The 15,578-nt window shown below is 64.3% G+C and carries 10 protein-coding genes and 1 pseudogene; 8 read left to right on the top strand and 3 right to left on the bottom strand.

The genetic code is table 11. The features are described 5' to 3' along the window. The first annotated feature begins 7 nt into the window (after positions 1–7). The gene (gene lhpI / locus EP165_RS03260) at positions 8–970 is read left to right on the top strand and encodes a bifunctional Delta(1)-pyrroline-2-carboxylate/Delta(1)-piperideine-2-carboxylate reductase (RefSeq protein ID WP_127520107.1); all 963 of its coding nucleotides are present in this window, start codon (positions 8–10) and stop codon (positions 968–970) included. Position 971: 1 nt separating this feature from the next. On the opposite strand, the gene EP165_RS03255 is transcribed toward lhpI, so the two are convergent. Continuing rightward, a complete protein-coding gene (locus tag EP165_RS03255) occupies positions 972–2,690 on the bottom strand; it encodes a caspase family protein (RefSeq protein ID WP_164742941.1) in 1,719 nt (572 codons plus the stop codon). Positions 2,691–2,839: 149 nt separating this feature from the next. Between EP165_RS03255 and EP165_RS03250 the strand changes: the two genes are divergently transcribed. The 6 genes and pseudogenes from EP165_RS03250 (at position 2,840) to olsB (ending at position 9,654) form a co-directional block, all read left to right on the top strand. Next, positions 2,840–3,862, top strand: a complete 1,023-nt coding sequence (locus EP165_RS03250; RefSeq protein ID WP_245439986.1) for an RsmD family RNA methyltransferase — start codon at positions 2,840–2,842, stop codon at positions 3,860–3,862. Beyond that, the gene (locus tag EP165_RS03245; RefSeq protein ID WP_127520104.1) at positions 3,859–4,701 is read left to right on the top strand and encodes a TrmH family RNA methyltransferase; all 843 of its coding nucleotides are present in this window, start codon (positions 3,859–3,861) and stop codon (positions 4,699–4,701) included. Before EP165_RS03250 ends, EP165_RS03245 begins: the two co-directional genes overlap by 4 nt. Beyond that, positions 4,584–5,150, top strand: a pseudogene (lspA, locus tag EP165_RS20625) (signal peptidase II); the annotation flags it as partial. The gene EP165_RS03245 and the pseudogene lspA, both read left to right, overlap by 118 nt. A 120-nt stretch (positions 5,151–5,270) precedes the next feature. Further along, positions 5,271–6,260: an acrylyl-CoA reductase (NADPH) gene (gene acuI / locus EP165_RS20620; protein ID WP_245440054.1), complete on the top strand. Its 990-nt coding sequence runs from the start codon at positions 5,271–5,273 to the stop codon at positions 6,258–6,260. 88 nt (positions 6,261–6,348) lie between these two features. Further along, positions 6,349–8,643 (top strand): hybrid sensor histidine kinase/response regulator, encoded by a 2,295-nt coding sequence (locus EP165_RS03235; protein WP_245439985.1) that lies wholly within the window; start codon positions 6,349–6,351, stop codon positions 8,641–8,643. 183 nt (positions 8,644–8,826) lie between these two features. Continuing rightward, positions 8,827–9,654: a l-ornithine N(alpha)-acyltransferase gene (gene olsB, locus EP165_RS03230; RefSeq protein ID WP_164742973.1), complete on the top strand. Its 828-nt coding sequence runs from the start codon at positions 8,827–8,829 to the stop codon at positions 9,652–9,654. A 243-nt stretch (positions 9,655–9,897) separates the two neighbouring features. Here the strand turns inward: olsB and EP165_RS03225 are convergent, their stop codons facing one another. Next, a complete protein-coding gene (locus EP165_RS03225; RefSeq protein WP_127520101.1) occupies positions 9,898–10,341 on the bottom strand; it encodes a YtoQ family protein in 444 nt (147 codons plus the stop codon). A gap of 38 nt (positions 10,342–10,379) precedes the next feature. Further along, the gene (locus EP165_RS03220; RefSeq protein ID WP_127520100.1) at positions 10,380–12,665 is read right to left on the bottom strand and encodes an NADP-dependent malic enzyme; all 2,286 of its coding nucleotides are present in this window, start codon (positions 12,663–12,665) and stop codon (positions 10,380–10,382) included. 143 nt (positions 12,666–12,808) lie between these two features. On the opposite strand from EP165_RS03220, the gene mutS reads away from it, so the two are divergent. Continuing rightward, the gene (mutS, locus tag EP165_RS03215) at positions 12,809–15,532 is read left to right on the top strand and encodes a DNA mismatch repair protein MutS (protein ID WP_501981644.1); all 2,724 of its coding nucleotides are present in this window, start codon (positions 12,809–12,811) and stop codon (positions 15,530–15,532) included. Positions 15,533–15,578 lie beyond the last annotated feature (46 nt).

The raw sequence follows: 15,578 nt of genomic DNA, 5'->3' as shown, positions 1-15,578 counted from the left end.
TGCCCGAATGCGCATTATCTCCGCAGCCGAGGTGAATGAGACGCTGGATTTTCGCGCGTTGATCAACGTTTTGCGCGATGCCTTCCGCCTTGGCGCAATCCAGCCCGTGCGGCACCACCACACCGTCGAGCGGCCGCAGGGCGAAGCGACGACGCTGCTTCTGATGCCTGCATGGACGGACTTTGCCGCCGACGGCTTTGAGGGTAGCGGCCATATCGGCGTTAAGATCGCCAGCGTTTCGCCCGATAACAATAAGATCGGCAAGCCGGCCGTAATGGCGCAATATCTGCTGCTCGACGGCACCACCGGCGAACCGCAGGCATTGATCGACGGCGCGAGCCTGACGCTTTGGCGTACCGCTGCCGCCTCAGCACTCGCCGCCGATTATCTGGCGCGGCCCGATGCTAGCCGCCTTCTGGTGGTGGGCGCCGGTGCGCTGTCACCCTATCTGGCACGCGCTCACTCAGCCCTGAGACCAATCCGCGAAATCGCGGTCTGGAACCGCACGCCGCACAACGCCGAGCGTGTGGCGGCAGACCTCGCTTCAGAAGGTTTTCAGGCCAGCGCGGTCGAGGACATCGATGCCGCTCTCGAAGATGCCGACATCGTCACCGCGGCAACGATCTCGACCGTGCCGCTGATCCACGGCGCTGCATTGAAAGAAGGCACGCATGTCGATCTGGTCGGCGCCTTTTCGCCCACCATGCGCGAAAGCGACGACGATGCGATCCGCCGGGCGCGGGTCTATGTCGACACGCGCGGCGGCGCGCTGAAAGAGGCGGGCGACATAGTCCAGGCGATTTCCTCGGGGGCGCTTGCCGAAGAGGCGATTGCCGGCGATCTGTTCCAGCTCGCCCGCGGCGAAGTGGAAGGCCGGCGCGGGGCGGATGAGATCACACTTTTCAAGTCGGTAGGTGCGGCGCTGGAGGATCTCGCTGCCGCCATCTACGTCGCAGGCCGGCTCGCCTGACTTATTCCTTCGGCGCTTTCGCGCTTCCGATGCGAAACAGCGCCAGGTCGGTCGACGAGCTTTCGACGGCCGGGAAAAACTGTGGCGTCTGGTCGAACCCGACATAGTCGAAGGTGCGGGCCTGGATGTGGGCGAAGAGCTCCTTCTGTGAGACGAAGCCGTCGCTGTTGCGGTCGGCCGCGCCGTCAATCGCGTCGGAGAAAAGCGCGCTGACGATGCCGTGGTACTCGCCGGCGACTTCATACTCGAGCACAACCTCGTCCTCGGCGCTGCCGCCGATGAAGCTGACATTGGCAAACTCGCGGTCAAGCAGACCACCGCCATAACAGCCGTCGACCACCAGAATGACGTTGAGGTTCTTCGCCGCAGCTTTTTCCATCCAGCCGGTCAGCACATCGTCATAGAGAACCGCCGAAGCTTCCGGCCGCTCGCCTGCCTGATGCAGTACATTCCAGTCGAAATCGGCGAGCGCCAGATATTCGTCGCGCCCGTCCGGCTCCTCCGGCTTGCCCTCGACATTTTCGTGCGAGCTGGCGCCGGCATAGGAAAACACGATCGTGTCGCCGGGCTTCGCCTGATCGACGAGACGCTTCCAGGCGAATTCGATGAATTGCGGCCGCGCGTCCCGGTCGGTGATTTCGATGACGTCGGCGGCCCCCGCGTCACGCAGCGCGCCGGCCACCCAGCGCGCGTCGTTCACCGCGCCGCGCAATTGCTGCGCGCGGTTGTATTCATCGATGCCGATGACGAGGCCGTAGAGCTTCGGCTCCGGATTGCGGAAATAGAACTGGCCGATCACCTGATCGTAATAGGCCGGGGCCTGGTCGTGGCGTACGCGATCTGCCAGCGCTTTCACTTCCACTTGCGTGCGTTTGGCGATTTCCACGATCGGCATGCCCGGCGTCGTCAGGATCGAATGAAACTTGCGTGTGAAGATCGAATTCGGGTCTTCATCCTGCGGCGAAAGCCGATCGAGCGCGGTCTGGCCGGTGCCAGCGGAATAGATGACGAATGCGCCGGGGTCGGGCGTCATGCGCGCAAGGCCGCCAAGCCGCGACGCTCCGCGCGTGTCGTGCTGCGGAAACGGATCGTCGCGGCAGGCGTCGAGCACCACGAAGGCGAGTTGCGCGCCGCGCGCCGTGATTTCGGAAACGATGCGCGTCGCATCGATTGCGTTGCGCTCAACCCGACGCACTTCCGACGGTTTGATTTCCGGCATGTCGACCGGCAGCAGATAGTTCACGCCCTCTGCCGCAATGCCGTGGCCGGCATAGAAAAAGAAGGCGATATCGCCTTCGCCGATGCTCTCGTAGAATGCCGACAGCGCCACGTCGAAATCGTCGACGTTCATGTTTTCCAGCATGGTCACGGTGAAACCGAGACCTTCGAGCGCATCGGCGATCGTGCCGGCATCGCCGACCGCCTTGTCGAGGTCTTTCAGCTCCGCATAGTCGTTGTTGCCGACAACCAGCGCGACCCGCTTTTGGCCGTTGCTGCCTGCGTTGCTACCAATCGTCGGAGCTGTGCTCAGCGAGTCGAGCAGTGTCTTGAGCTCGGCTTCGCGTGCTGCGCGATCCGCCTGCTTGGCTTCCTCCCGGCGCGCGATTTCCTTGCTGTCGAGAAGCACCGCTGCTGCCCAAGCTTTGTCGCTCTGGCCGGCGATCAAGACAATTGCAAAGGCGGCGGACACCAAAGCCCGCAGACACATTCGAATGCTCATTCCGCCCAACCCGTCCTGCATTCCCAATGCCGCGGAAATCCTTCTATGCGCCAAATTGGCTGAAAGCGGGGCAGCGGGCAACAATGCGAACCGTTGCGCGCCTTCCGGGCCTATGCCAAAAGCGCCGCGACCAGCCGGAGAGCATTTGCTTGAAGCCAGCAAGGAACAGGAAGCGCGGCAACCGCCCGCCGGGGCGCAACCAGCCCCCCGCCGAGCAGGCGGCGGCAAGGCCCGTTGGCGGCGAACGCCAGCGGCCTGCTTTCAGGCAGGGCGAGCTTCCGGCCGAGCGCCTGCCGATCATTCTGGAGGTCGGGCCTGACGAAAACTATGCGCTGATCGATTCCGGCGACGGCGAAAAGCTCGAGCGCTTCGGTGAATACCGTGTGGTGCGCCCCGAGGGACAGGCGATTTGGCCGCGCGCGCTGCCGCAGCATGTGTGGCAGAACGTCGATGCCGTCTTCACCGGCGACACCGACGAGGAGGGCCTGGGACGCTGGCGTTTTCCCAGGCAGCCGCTCGGCGAAACCTGGCCGATGCGCCATGACGGCATCGATTATCTCGGCCGTTTCACCTCCTTCCGCCATGTCGGCGTCTTTCCCGAGCAGGCGTCGCACTGGCGCCATATGGCAGGGCTCATCGGCGCTGCCGGCCGCCCGGTGAAGGTGCTCAACCTGTTCGGTTATACGGGGCTTGCCTCGCTGGTGGCGGCGGAAGCCGGAGCGGAGGTCACCCATGTCGATGCTTCCAAGAAGGCGATCGGCTGGGCGCGCGAAAACCAGGCGATAGCACGTCTGGAAAACAAGCCGGTGCGCTGGATATGCGAGGATGCGATGCGTTTTGCCGAGCGCGAGGTGCGCCGCGGAAACCGCTACGATATTATTCTGCTCGACCCGCCGGCATTCGGGCGCGGCCCGAAGGGCGAGGTCTGGCAACTCTTCGAGGATCTGCCGGAAATGGTGGCGCTGTGCCGCGAAATACTGAGCGACAGGGCGCTTGCAATGGTGCTGACGGCCTATGCGGTGCGTTCGTCCTTCTTTTCCATCCACGGCCTTCTGCGCGGCGCTATGGCCGGCAAGGGCGGCGTGGTGGAATCGGGCGAACTGATCATCCGCGAGGAAACTGCAGGCCGGGCGCTGTCGACCTCCATGTTTGCGCGATGGGTGGCGCAATGAGCGGGCAGCGCGGCAGGGGAGCCCCCGGCCAGGTGAAGGAAGTCACCAGCCTGGCCAACCCGATCGTGAAGGACATTCGCGCGCTTGGCGTGAAGAAATACCGCGATCAGAGCGGCACCTTCATGGCCGAGGGGCTAAAACTCGTCATCGAGGCGCTCGATCTCGGCTGGGAGATCCGCACGCTGGTGATCGCCAAGTCTCAAAAGGCGAATGCTGCCGTCGGCAAGGTTGCGGCACGCACCGTTGCCGCCGGCGGTCTGGTGCTGGAAGTTAGCGAAAAGGTGCTGACCGGTATCACGCGCCGCGACAACCCGCAGGCGGTGCTGGCGGTCTTCGAGCAAAGATATCAGCCGCTTGCCGACATAAAGCCGGCGGAGGGCGAGGTCTGGGTGGCGCTCGACCGGGTGCGCGATCCCGGCAATCTGGGCACCATCGTCCGCACGGTGGACGCTGTGGGGGCAGCCGGCGTGATCCTCGTCGGCGACACGACCGACCCGTACTCGCTGGAGGCCGTGCGCGCCTCCATGGGCTCCATATTCGCGACAAGGCTGGCGAAGTGCGACGCCGCCGCATTTCTCGACTGGCGAAGAGGCGCCGGCGGCATGATGGTCGGCACGCATCTCAAAGGTGCGGTAGACTACCGTGAAGTGGATTATGCCGGCCCGGTGATCCTGCTCATGGGCAACGAGCAGCAGGGCCTGCCCGATGACCTTGCACAGGCATGCGACCGGCTGGTGCTGATCCCGCAGGCGGGCAGGGCGGATTCGCTCAATCTCTCCGTAGCGACCGGTGTGATGCTCTACGAAGTTCGTCGTGCCGCGTTGAAGGTGACCGGCTGATGCGGCCGCTCTTCGGCTACGGGTTGCTGGGCGCCGTCGTGGTGGTGGCCGATCAGATCATCAAGCATCTGGTCGAGGCCGGCATGGGTATGCACGAGCAGATCGTGCTGCTGCCTTTCCTGTCGCTCTTTCGCACCCACAACACCGGCGTCGCATTCTCCATGTTCGCGGGCGCAGACGACTGGCGTCTGATCGGACTTGTTCTTGCGGTGCTGGCGTTCATCGCCTGGCTGGCCTTCAAATCTGCCGCGCATCAGTGGATTGCGCGCATTGGCTTCGCGCTCATTCTGGGCGGCGCGCTTGGCAATCTGATCGACCGCGCCATGCTCGGTTATGTCGTCGACTATGTGCTTTTTCATACGCCGAGCTGGTCGTTCGCGGTGTTCAATCTTGCCGACGCCGCCATCACGGTGGGCGCCGGGTTCGTGATCCTGCAGGAAGTTGTCGACTGGCGTCGCCGTACCCGTGCCGAAGCCGCGGCAGCGCCGGGCGCCGAACCGCAGCCCGTTGACCCGGCGCCCGCCGCGCCGCACATTTCCAACGAACCCGCCAAACACGCAGGAAACGATATGTCAGAGACATTCAGGGCCATCCGCGTATCGCGCAACGAAGACAAGTCGCAATCGGTCGAAATCGTCGACATGACCGAGGACGAACTGATGGAAGGCGACGTCACCGTTGCGGTGGAAGCCACTACGGTGAACTACAAGGACGGGTTGGCGATCACCGGCAAGTCGCCTGTCGTGCGCCGCTGGCCGATGATCCCCGGTATCGATTTCGCCGGCACCGTGACGGCCTCGGACCATGCCGACTGGCACCCGGGCGACAAGGTGGTGCTGAATGGCTGGGGCGTGGGCGAAACCCACTACGGCGCTTATGCCGGACGCGCCCGCGTTTCGGGCGACTGGCTGGTACCGCTGCCCGACGGCATGAGCGCGGCCGACGCGATGGCCGTGGGCACTGCGGGTTATACGGCAATGCTTTGCGTGATGGCGCTGGAACGCCACGGCGTGATGCCGGAGCGCGGCCCGGTCGTGGTGACCGGGGCGGCAGGCGGTGTCGGTTCAGTCGCCGTCGCTGTTCTGGGCAAGCTGGGTTACCACGTGATCGCCTCCACGGGGCGTGCATCGGAAGCCGACTACCTGAAGGAACTGGGGGCGGCCGAGATCCTCGATCGCGCCGAGCTTTCCGAGCCCGGCAAACCGCTCGGCAAGGAGCGTTGGGCGGGCGGTATCGATGCTGTCGGCAGCCACACGCTGGCTAATGTCCTGGCGCAAACCCAGTATGGCGGCGCGGTCGCAGCCTGCGGGCTGGCGCAGGGAATGGACCTGCCGGCATCCGTCGCGCCGTTTATCCTGCGCGGGGTCTCGCTCCTTGGTGTCGATTCCGTCATGGCGCCCAAATCGCTGCGCGTCGAGGCCTGGAAGCGCATCGTCAACGATCTCGACCACAAGAAGCTTGCCGCGCTTTCCAAGCGGATTTCCTTCGAGGAGATCACGCAGGCGGCCAGCGATATTGTCGAGGGCAAGGTGCGCGGCCGCGTTGTGGTGGAGATGTAGCCCGCCGCGGGAAACGATTTGGCGCACCGTTAAAATTTGAGCGAACTGCCAAAAGCTTCTCTAATGCCTGCCTGTTACCGTCCTGCCTATGTTGGCGGAGCTCGACCTGGCGGGGACGGCGCGCGAGCCGGCGTCTGGAACGCCGGCGTCTTCGCGTGTCGAAAACACCCGCAATGACCCAAAACACCGGCTGCCCGTGCAGATGCTGCCGGGCGCCGGAACCAACACGCTCGATATCGCGATGCAGGCAACCCTGGTCGCGGCAAGCGTGGCAGCTGCCGGGTTCAGCGTATATGCGGGGGCGCCGCTTCTGCTGCAGGCGCTGGCGGCGGCGGTGGGCGTCCTGGGAGCAGGCACAGTCGCCCGCATGCGCAGCATGGCGGCCCGCTCGCAGGCGGTCGAAGCAAACGCGCAGCAACGCGAACAGCGCGAAATCGAAGAACTGGCCGACCGCCTCTGGGAGCTCGAGGAAAGCGAGGAACGCTTCCGAGGTCTCGTCGATGCTCTGGGCGATATCGTTGTCCACCGCGACCGCGAAGGGCGTATCGTTTACGCCAACCGTGTGCTGGCGGCGCTGCTGGATCGCAAGGTGGAAGAACTGGAGGGCAAGACCCTTGCCGAGGTCGGCATCGACATCGGCGTTGTCATGGATGCCGCGTTCAACGATGGCGAGTATCTGAGCTCGACCGATGTCGCAATCCGCACCAAAGCCGGGACGCGCTGGTATTCCTGGATTGAACTTTCCGTGCGGGACCAGACAAGCGAAGCCGTTTCGCACCGTGCCATTGCGCGCGACATCACCGACCGCAAGCGCGCCGAACTGGCTGCGAACAGCGCCCGTGAGCGCGCCGAAACGGCAAGCAAGGCGAAATCCCGGTTCCTGGCCACGGTCAGCCATGAAATCCGCACCCCCATGAACGGCATCATGGGGATGGCAAAGCTGCTGCGCGGCACCGATCTGTCGCCGGAGCAGAACACTTATGTCGGTGCGATTTCGACATCGGCCAGTGCCTTGCTGGCGCTGATCGAGGACCTGCTCGACTTTTCCAAGATCGAGGCGGGGAGGCTGGAGCTGGAACTGCGGCTGAGTTCACCGCGCGAGCTCGCCGAACACACGGTCGAACTGCTGGCTGCGCGCGCCTTCGCCAAGGATATCGGCCTCGGCTGCTTTGTCGCGCCGAATGTACCCGCCACGGCGATGATCGATCCCGGCCGTTTCCGGCAAATCCTGCTTAACCTGGTCGGAAATGCGATAAAATTCACCGACACGGGCGGGGTGCTCGTGGAAATCGCCGGTTCCGGTTCCGGGTCCGAGCGCACGCTCACAATCCGCGTCAAGGACACCGGGCCGGGGCTCGAAAAGAGCGATCTGAAACGGATATTCGAGGAATTCGAACAGGCCGACGGCAGCCCGACGCGAAAGCATGGCGGCGCAGGCCTCGGTCTGGCGATCACCTCTCGCATCGTTGAGGCGATGAACGGCCGCATCGAAGTGGAAGGCGCGCCGGGCAAGGGTGCTACCTTCACGGTTACACTTCCGCTCGAGGAAGCCTCGCCGGCGTCGATCGAGCAGGGTTCTGCACTTGCCGGCACGCGCGCCCTGGTCGTCTCCGCAAATGCGATGGAAATGGATGCCATTGCCCGCATGGTGGAAGCGTTCGGCGGTGTCGTCGATACGGCGAAATCGATTGACGAGGCGATCCGGCTGGCGAGCGAAGGCAACAAATATGCCTCGATCCTGATCGACTCGGCGCTCGAACGGCCGAATTGCGCAAGCCTGAAGAGCCTGCGCAGGCTACTTCCTGACGGCAAGGCGATCACCCTGATCACCCCGTCCGACCGCGGTCGGCTGGCGGAACTCCGCGGCGGCGGTTATGCGGCATTTTTGCCAAGGCCGGTGCGCAGCGACACCCTGCTGCGTCTGCTTTTGCAGGATAGCGCCGGGCAGGCCGGGCGCGTCGTGGCCGGGACGGGTGTCGAATTGAAGGCACAGCCTGCAACTGGCGCATCCGTGCTCATTGCCGAGGACAACCAGATCAACGCGCTGCTTGCGCGCTCCGCGCTGACCAAGGCTGGTCACCGTGTCGAGGTGGTGCCCAACGGCCGCGCCGCGCTGCAGGCGCTGACCGGGTCGAGGCAGCGGTTCGATGTCGTTCTCATGGACCTCAACATGCCGGTGATGGATGGCATGGATGCCATCGCCGGGTTGCGGCGCCACGAGGAAACGAATGGTTTTCCGCCGATACCGGTGCTCGTGCTTTCGGCCGACAGCCAGGACGAAACACGGCAATCCGTGCTGGTTCGCGGTGCCAACGGCTTCCTCACAAAACCCCTGGACCCAGCCGATCTTGTGGCTGCGGTGGAGCAGCACGCCAGCGCCTGATTCCGCCGGTTTGTGCCGCGCCCGCGCCTGGCCTCCGCTTGTGAGCACGACCGGCAAACGTTATTGTCATGGTAGTGTCGCAGTGCGTGATCTATGTCCCGGCCACGCGATGTGAGGAGAATCACCATGCGCAGCGCAATTCTCCCGCGTGTTGATGCGGAAGCCGGCGTCAATGCAGGGAATATGCGTTTCGGCCATGCCTTCGAACGGGGTTTGCCGCTCGGACGCATAGGTTCGCTCGAGGTCCGGCTGGCGCGCGGGCCGGAGGAGATCGCGGCCGCGCAGGAAGTGCGCTACCGCGTCTTTCACGAAGAGCTTGGTGCGCGTTCGACCGCGGCTGCGGTTCTTGACCGTCGCGACGCCGACCGTTTTGACGATATCTGCGACCATCTGCTGGTCTTCGACACGGCGCTCCCCGGCCCGGAGCTGAGCAGGGTCGTCGGCACCTACCGGCTTCTGCGCGACGAACTCGCCTACGCTTCAGGCGGCTTCTACTCCAGCGATGAATTCGAGCTTGATTCGCTGGTCGTTCGCCAGCGCGGCCAGCGCTTTCTGGAACTCGGCCGCTCCTGCGTATTGCCCGAATACCGCTCCAAGCGCACCATCGAGGCGCTGTGGCAGGGCATCTGGGTCTATGTCAGCCATCACGATATCGACGTGATGGTGGGTTGTGCCTCCTTCCACGGTACGGTGCCGGCCGCCCACGCACAGGCGCTTTCTTTCCTGGAACATGAATGCCGTCCGCTTCCCGAGTGGGACGTCAGGGCGCGGCCCTCGCGCCATGTTTCGATGGACCTGATGCCCAAGGAGGCGGTCAATGTGCGCACGGCGCTCGCCGCTATGCCTCCGCTCATCAAGGGTTACATGCGCCTTGGCGCCAAGGTGGGAGACGGGTGCGTCGTCGATTACGATTTCGGCACGACGGACGTCTTCATGATCCTGCGCGTGGAATCGATTTCGCCGCGCTATATCAATTATTACGGCGCCGAGGCCGAACGCTTCCTGGCTTGACTGGCCGGCATGTCTGGCAGGCGCCGGTCCGGCTGGCGCGGCGGCACTGGCTAGCTAATGCGACCAGAACAGAGCCGCTGCGGCTATCACATAGGACAAGGCAATCAGCAGATAGGCGATCTGAAGCAGTGACATTTCGTGGCCCTCGTTTGTCAGAGGGCTATTCAGTTATCGCCAAATCTGAGCCGTCGCAAAGGTGAAATTCTGCATCCGGGTCTAGACCCGCTTGCAGAATTTTTGAACTTACAGCTTGCCCGAAACCACGTAACGCAGCGCCCGCGCCACCTCTTGCGGCGTGCGCGCGACGGCGTTTGCCGCAGCGTCGACTTCCTTGAGCGCATGGTCGAACTCGGGCGGCTGCAGAACGATGACCGGCTTGCCGAGCGCCGCCGCATAGCCTGCGTCGAAAGCCGCATTCCACTGCCGGTATTTCTCGCCGAAACAGACGACCAGAACGTCGGCGCGGTCGAGGGCGGTCCGTGTGCGCACGGCGTTCAGAAGCGCGCCCTTGCGGTCGTGCCAGAATTTGTCGTTCTCGGCGCCGAATATCTCCACCCCGCAATCGTCCGAGGCGTCATGGTCGGTCACGGGCCCGTACCAATCGATGTCGAGCCCCTTGCAGGCTTCGATGATCGTCTCGCGCCAGTCGGTGTGGATTTCACCCGCCAGATAGACGTTGAGTTGCATAGTTCTGCCTTCGGTATGCGTGTGTTTTGCCTGCGCGGTCACGCGCCGGCGTTATAGGCCGCGATCGCTGCCATATTGACGATGTCGCTGTCCTTTGCGTTCAGCGACACGATCTGCACCGGCTTGTTGAGGCCGACGAGCAGCGGGCCGATCACCGTCGAACCGCCCAGCTCCTGCAGCATCTTTGTCGAGATCGATGCCGAGTGGAACGCCGGCATGACCAGCACATTTGCCGGGCCTGACAGTCGGCAGAACGGGTACTGTTTCAGCAGTCTCGGATTAAGCGCCACGTCGGCGGCCATGTCGCCGTCATATTCGAAGTCGACGCGGCGTTGGTCGAGTATCTTCACCGCTTCCTGCACGCGCTCCGAACGTTCGCCCTGCGGGTGGCCGAAGGTCGAATAGGCAAGCAGCGCGACGCGCGGCTCGTAACCCATGCGGCGCGCGAAACCGGCGGCTTCTTCGGCGATGTCGGCGATCTGTACCGAGTTGGGCATGTCGTGCACGGCAGTATCGGCCACAAGCACGGTGCGCCCACGACACAACGCGATCGACACACCGATCACCCGGTGGCCGGGTTTGGCGTCGATCACGCGCCGCACATCGTCGAGCGCCGTGGAATAGTTGCGCGTCACGCCCGTTACCATTCCGTCGGCATCGCCCAGCGCCACCATGCAGGAGGCGAAATGATTGCGGTCGTTGTTGATCAGCCGCTGGCAGTCGCGGAACAGGAAACCCTTGCGCTGCATGCGCTCGTAAAGGTGATCGGCATAGATCTGGTTGCGGCGCGACAGCCGCGCGTTGATGAATTCGATGCCGGGTTTGTTGAGATCGACGCCGGCATTGCGGGCCGTTTCCTTGATCTGCTCCTCGCGGCCAAGCAGGATCGCCGTGCCGAGCTTCTGGTTCACGTAGGAGACGGCGGCCCGCATCACCTGCTCTTCTTCGCCCTCGGCGAAAATAATGCGCTTGGGCTGACGCCGCACGCGCTCGTAGATGCGCTGCAGGGTAGAGGCGATGGGGTCGCGCCGCGCCGAGAGCTCCTGCGCATATTTCTCGAAGTCGAGGATCGGCCGGCGCGCAACGCCCGAATCCATCGCCGCCTTGGCAACCGCGACGGGGATGGCCGAAATCAGGCGCGGGTCGAACGGCACCGGGATGATGTAGTTGGGGCCGAATTTCGGCCGGTTGCCGCGATAGGCGGCGGCCACGTCGTCAGGCACATCCTGCCGTGCCAGCGCTGCCAGCGCCTCCGCGGCCGCCACTTTCATCGCGTCGTTGATGGTGGTTGCACGCACGTCGAGCGCGCCGCGGAAGATGTAGGGAAAGCCGAGCACATTGTTGACCTGGTTCGGATAGTCCGACCGGCCGGTCGCCATGATGGCGTCGGTGCGGATTTCGGCCACTTCCTCCGGCGTGATTTCCGGGTCCGGGTTGGCCATCGCGAAGATGATCGGGTTCTTGGCCATCGACTGAACCATGGCCGTGGTCAGCGCGCCTTTGGCCGACAGGCCGAAAAACACGTCCGCCCCGTCGAGCGCGTCGGCCAGCGAACGTGCCTTGGTCTTGACCGCATGGCCGGATTTCCACTGGTTCATGCCGTCCTGGCGGCCCTGATAGATCACGCCCTTGGTGTCGCACAGGATGACGTTTTCGGGCGGCATGCCCATGGCCTTGACGAGTTCGATACAGGCGATGCCGGCAGCGCCCGCGCCGTTGCACACGAGCTTTGTCGTCTTGATGTCGCGGCCGGTGATTTCGAGTGCGTTGACGAGGCCGGCCGCGGCGATGATCGCGGTGCCGTGCTGGTCGTCGTGAAAGACCGGGATGTCCATCAGCTCGCGCAGCTGCTGCTCGATGATGAAACACTCGGGCGCCTTGATGTCCTCGAGATTGATGCCGCCGAAGGACGGCCCAAGCAGTTTGACGCAGTTGATGAAGGCCTCGGCGTCTTCGGTATCGACTTCCAGGTCGATGGAATCGACATCGGCGAAGCGCTTGAACAGCACCGCCTTGCCCTCCATCACCGGCTTCGACGCCAACGCGCCGAGATTGCCGAGGCCCAGAATGGCTGTGCCGTTGGAAATCACCGCGACCAGATTGCCGCGCGTCGTGTAGTCGAAGGCGCGCGAAGGATCGTCGGCAATCGCCTTGACCGGCACCGCGACGCCCGGCGAATAGGCCAGCGACAGGTCGCGCTGCGTCGCCATCGGTTTGGTCGGGTTCACCTCGAGCTTGCCGGGCCGGCCGGAAGCGTGAAATTCAAGGGCCTCTTCGGTGGTGACCGACGGGCCTTCGGCGTCCTTGATGTCTTTAGCTGGCATTTGGGAGCGTGCGAATCCTGAGCGCGATTTGATGTTTGTATTGGTCTTGTTGTGGAGGTTTGTGCGTCAACCGTCTTTAACGCTACACTTTTGCTCGCCGAAGCGCCAAGCAGGAATGGCCTGATCGAGGAAATTCCGGTTCCGTGAACGACGAAACGCCGATCCATCGCAAGACCGAGGGTGCCACGCCGGCGCCGCTCTCTGCCGTCGGCGCGACGCCGATGATGGAGCAGTATATCGAGATCAAGGCGGCCAATCCGGATTCGCTGCTCTTCTATCGCATGGGCGATTTCTACGAGCTGTTCTTCCACGACGCCGAGATGGCGAGCCGCACGCTGGGCATCGCGCTTACCAAGCGCGGCAAACATCAGGGCGAAGATATCCCGATGTGCGGTGTGCCGGTGCATGCCGCCGACGATTATCTGCAAAAGCTCATTGCCGCCGGCCATCGTGTCGCTGTTTGCGAGCAGACGGAAGACCCTGCCGAAGCGAAGAAGCGCGGCTCGAAGTCGGTGGTGCGCCGCGATGTGGTGCGGCTCGTCACGCCGGGCACGATCACCGAGGAGAAAATCCTCGCGCCGGCCGAGGCCAACATGCTGATGGCGCTGGCGCGCGTGAAAGGCACGGACGACGGCGGTTTCGCGCTCGCCTGGATCGACATTTCGACCGGTGCTTTCCGCGTGATGCAAAGCGCGGCAGACCGGCTGCTGTCGGACATTCTGCGGGTCGACCCGCGCGAACTGATACTGGCCGACGCGGTGTTCGCCGATCCCGAACTCAGACCGGTGTTCGATGTGCTTGGCCGCATAGCGGTGCCGCAGCCGGCACCGATGTTCGATTCCGCGCTCGCCGAAAGCCGCATTGCCCGCTTCTATGACGTCGCCACGACGGAAGGGTTCGGCACTTTCGCCCGCGCCGAGCTGGCGGCGATCGCTGCAGCGATCGGCTATGTGGAGAAGACGCAGATCGACGCCCGCCCGCCGCTGGAACGGCCGGCGCGCGAAGATGCGGCGGCCTCGCTTTTTATCGATGCGGCGACGCGGGCAAATCTCGAACTGATGCGCACATTGTCCGGTGCGCGCGAAGGCTCGCTCTTTGCCGCGGTGGACCGCACGGTGACAGGCGGCGGCGCGCGGCTGCTCGCCGAACGCCTGACCGCGCCGCTGACCGATCCCGGCGTTATCAATGCGCGGCTCGATGCGGTGAGCTGGTTCGTCGACGAGGATCGGACCCGCGAAGCGCTACGCGTTTCGCTGAAGGCCGCCCCCGACATTGCCCGTGCGCTCTCTCGGCTGGTGCTGGGGCGTGGCGGTCCGCGCGATCTGGGGGCGCTGCGAGCAGGCCTGGCAGCAGGTGCGGAGATCGCTGCTTTGCTGGGCGCCGCCGAGCTGCCGGCGGGCATTGCCGACGCGCTCGGCGATTTGCGGGCCGCGCCGCAGGAATTCGCCGGCCACCTCGAAGCCGCCCTTGCCGACGAGCTGCCGCTGCTGCGCCGCGACGGCGGTTTCGTGCGCTCCAGCTACGATGCCGAACTCGATGAGGTGCGTGCGCTGCGCGATGAATCCCGGCGCGTCATCGCAGCGATGGAACGCGACCTGATCGAGGAGACGGGCATCCGCTCGCTCAAGATCAGGCACAACAATGTGCTGGGCTACTACATCGAGGTTACGGCCAACCATCACGGCACCCTGACCGGCACCGACGAGGCTAAAGCGCGCTTCATTCACCGCCAGACGATGGCGAATGCGATGCGTTTCACAACCACCGAACTGGCCGGGCTGGAGACCAAGATCGCCAACGCCGCCGACCGCGCGCTGACGATCGAGCACGGCGTGTTCGACAGGCTGGTGGCGGAGGCGGCGGCCTGCGCGGACGCGATCCGCAAAGTCGCGGCGGCACTCGCCGAGCTCGACGTGGCTGCCGCACTTGCGGTGCTTGCAGAAGCCGACGATTACCGCCGCCCGACGGTGGACGACAGTCTGGCCTTCATCGTCGAGCAGGGCCGCCACCCGGTGGTGGAGCAGGCGCTGCGCAAACAGCTCGCCGATCCTTTTGTCGCCAATGATTGCGATCTGTCGCCTCAGGGTGAGGCAAAGAACGGCGCGATCTGGCTGCTCACCGGCCCGAACATGGGCGGCAAATCGACCTTCCTGCGCCAGAACGCATTGATTGCGGTGCTTGCGCAGGCCGGTTCCTTCGTGCCGGCCAAAAGCGCCCATATCGGCGTGGTGGACCGGCTGTTCAGCCGCGTCGGAGCTTCCGATGATTTGGCGCGGGGCCGTTCGACCTTCATGGTCGAGATGGTCGAGACGGCAGCGATCCTCAACCAGGCCGGCGAGCGTTCGCTGGTGATTTTGGATGAAATCGGCCGCGGCACAGCGACCTTCGACGGTCTGTCCATCGCCTGGGCGACGGTGGAATTTCTGCACGAGAAAAACCGCTGCCGCGCAGTCTTCGCCACCCATTTCCACGAAATGACCGCGCTGTCCGACAAGCTCGACCGGCTCGCCAACGTGACGATGCGGGTCAAGGAGTGGGACGGCGAGGTGGTGTTCCTGCACGAAGTCGCCAAGGGCGCGGCCGACCGCTCCTACGGCGTGCAGGTCGCGCGGCTGGCCGGCCTGCCGCAGCCGGTGGTGGAGCGCGCCCGCGACGTTCTGCACCGGCTGGAAGAAGGCGAGGTGACGGGAACGACCGCATCGCTCGCCGACGATTTGCCGCTTTTCAACGCGGTTGTCTCCCGCGAACCGGCAAAACCCGCCGCGCGCGATAGCCTTCGAGACGAGCTCGACGGTCTCAATCCCGACGAGATGACGCCGCGCGAAGCGCTCGAAGCGCTCTACCGGCTGAAGGCGGCCTCGAAATAGCCGCGCGCGGGCCCCATATCGCAGCGCGTCAATTGGCGTTATAGAA

Origin of the sequence: Mesorhizobium sp. Z1-4 (assembly GCF_004000235.1) — a bacterium.
Classification (GTDB): domain Bacteria; phylum Pseudomonadota; class Alphaproteobacteria; order Rhizobiales; family Rhizobiaceae; genus RCIO01.
This window is presented reverse-complemented; position numbering and strand designations above follow the sequence as displayed.

Bases quoted from the DNA above. Each gene is read 5' to 3' on its own strand.
- lhpI (WP_127520107.1), top strand. From the start codon at position 8: ATGCGCATTATCTCCGCAGCCGAGGTGAATGAGACGCTGGATTTTCGC.
- EP165_RS03255 (WP_164742941.1), bottom strand. From the start codon at position 2,690: ATGAGCATTCGAATGTGTCTGCGGGCTTTGGTGTCCGCCGCCTTTGCA.
- EP165_RS03245 (WP_127520104.1), top strand. From the start codon at position 3,859: ATGAGCGGGCAGCGCGGCAGGGGAGCCCCCGGCCAGGTGAAGGAAGTC.
- acuI (WP_245440054.1), top strand. From the start codon at position 5,271: ATGTCAGAGACATTCAGGGCCATCCGCGTATCGCGCAACGAAGACAAG.
- EP165_RS03235 (WP_245439985.1), top strand. From the start codon at position 6,349: ATGTTGGCGGAGCTCGACCTGGCGGGGACGGCGCGCGAGCCGGCGTCT.
- olsB (WP_164742973.1), top strand. From the start codon at position 8,827: ATGCGTTTCGGCCATGCCTTCGAACGGGGTTTGCCGCTCGGACGCATA.
- EP165_RS03225 (WP_127520101.1), bottom strand. From the start codon at position 10,341: ATGCAACTCAACGTCTATCTGGCGGGTGAAATCCACACCGACTGGCGC.
- EP165_RS03220 (WP_127520100.1), bottom strand. From the start codon at position 12,665: ATGCCAGCTAAAGACATCAAGGACGCCGAAGGCCCGTCGGTCACCACC.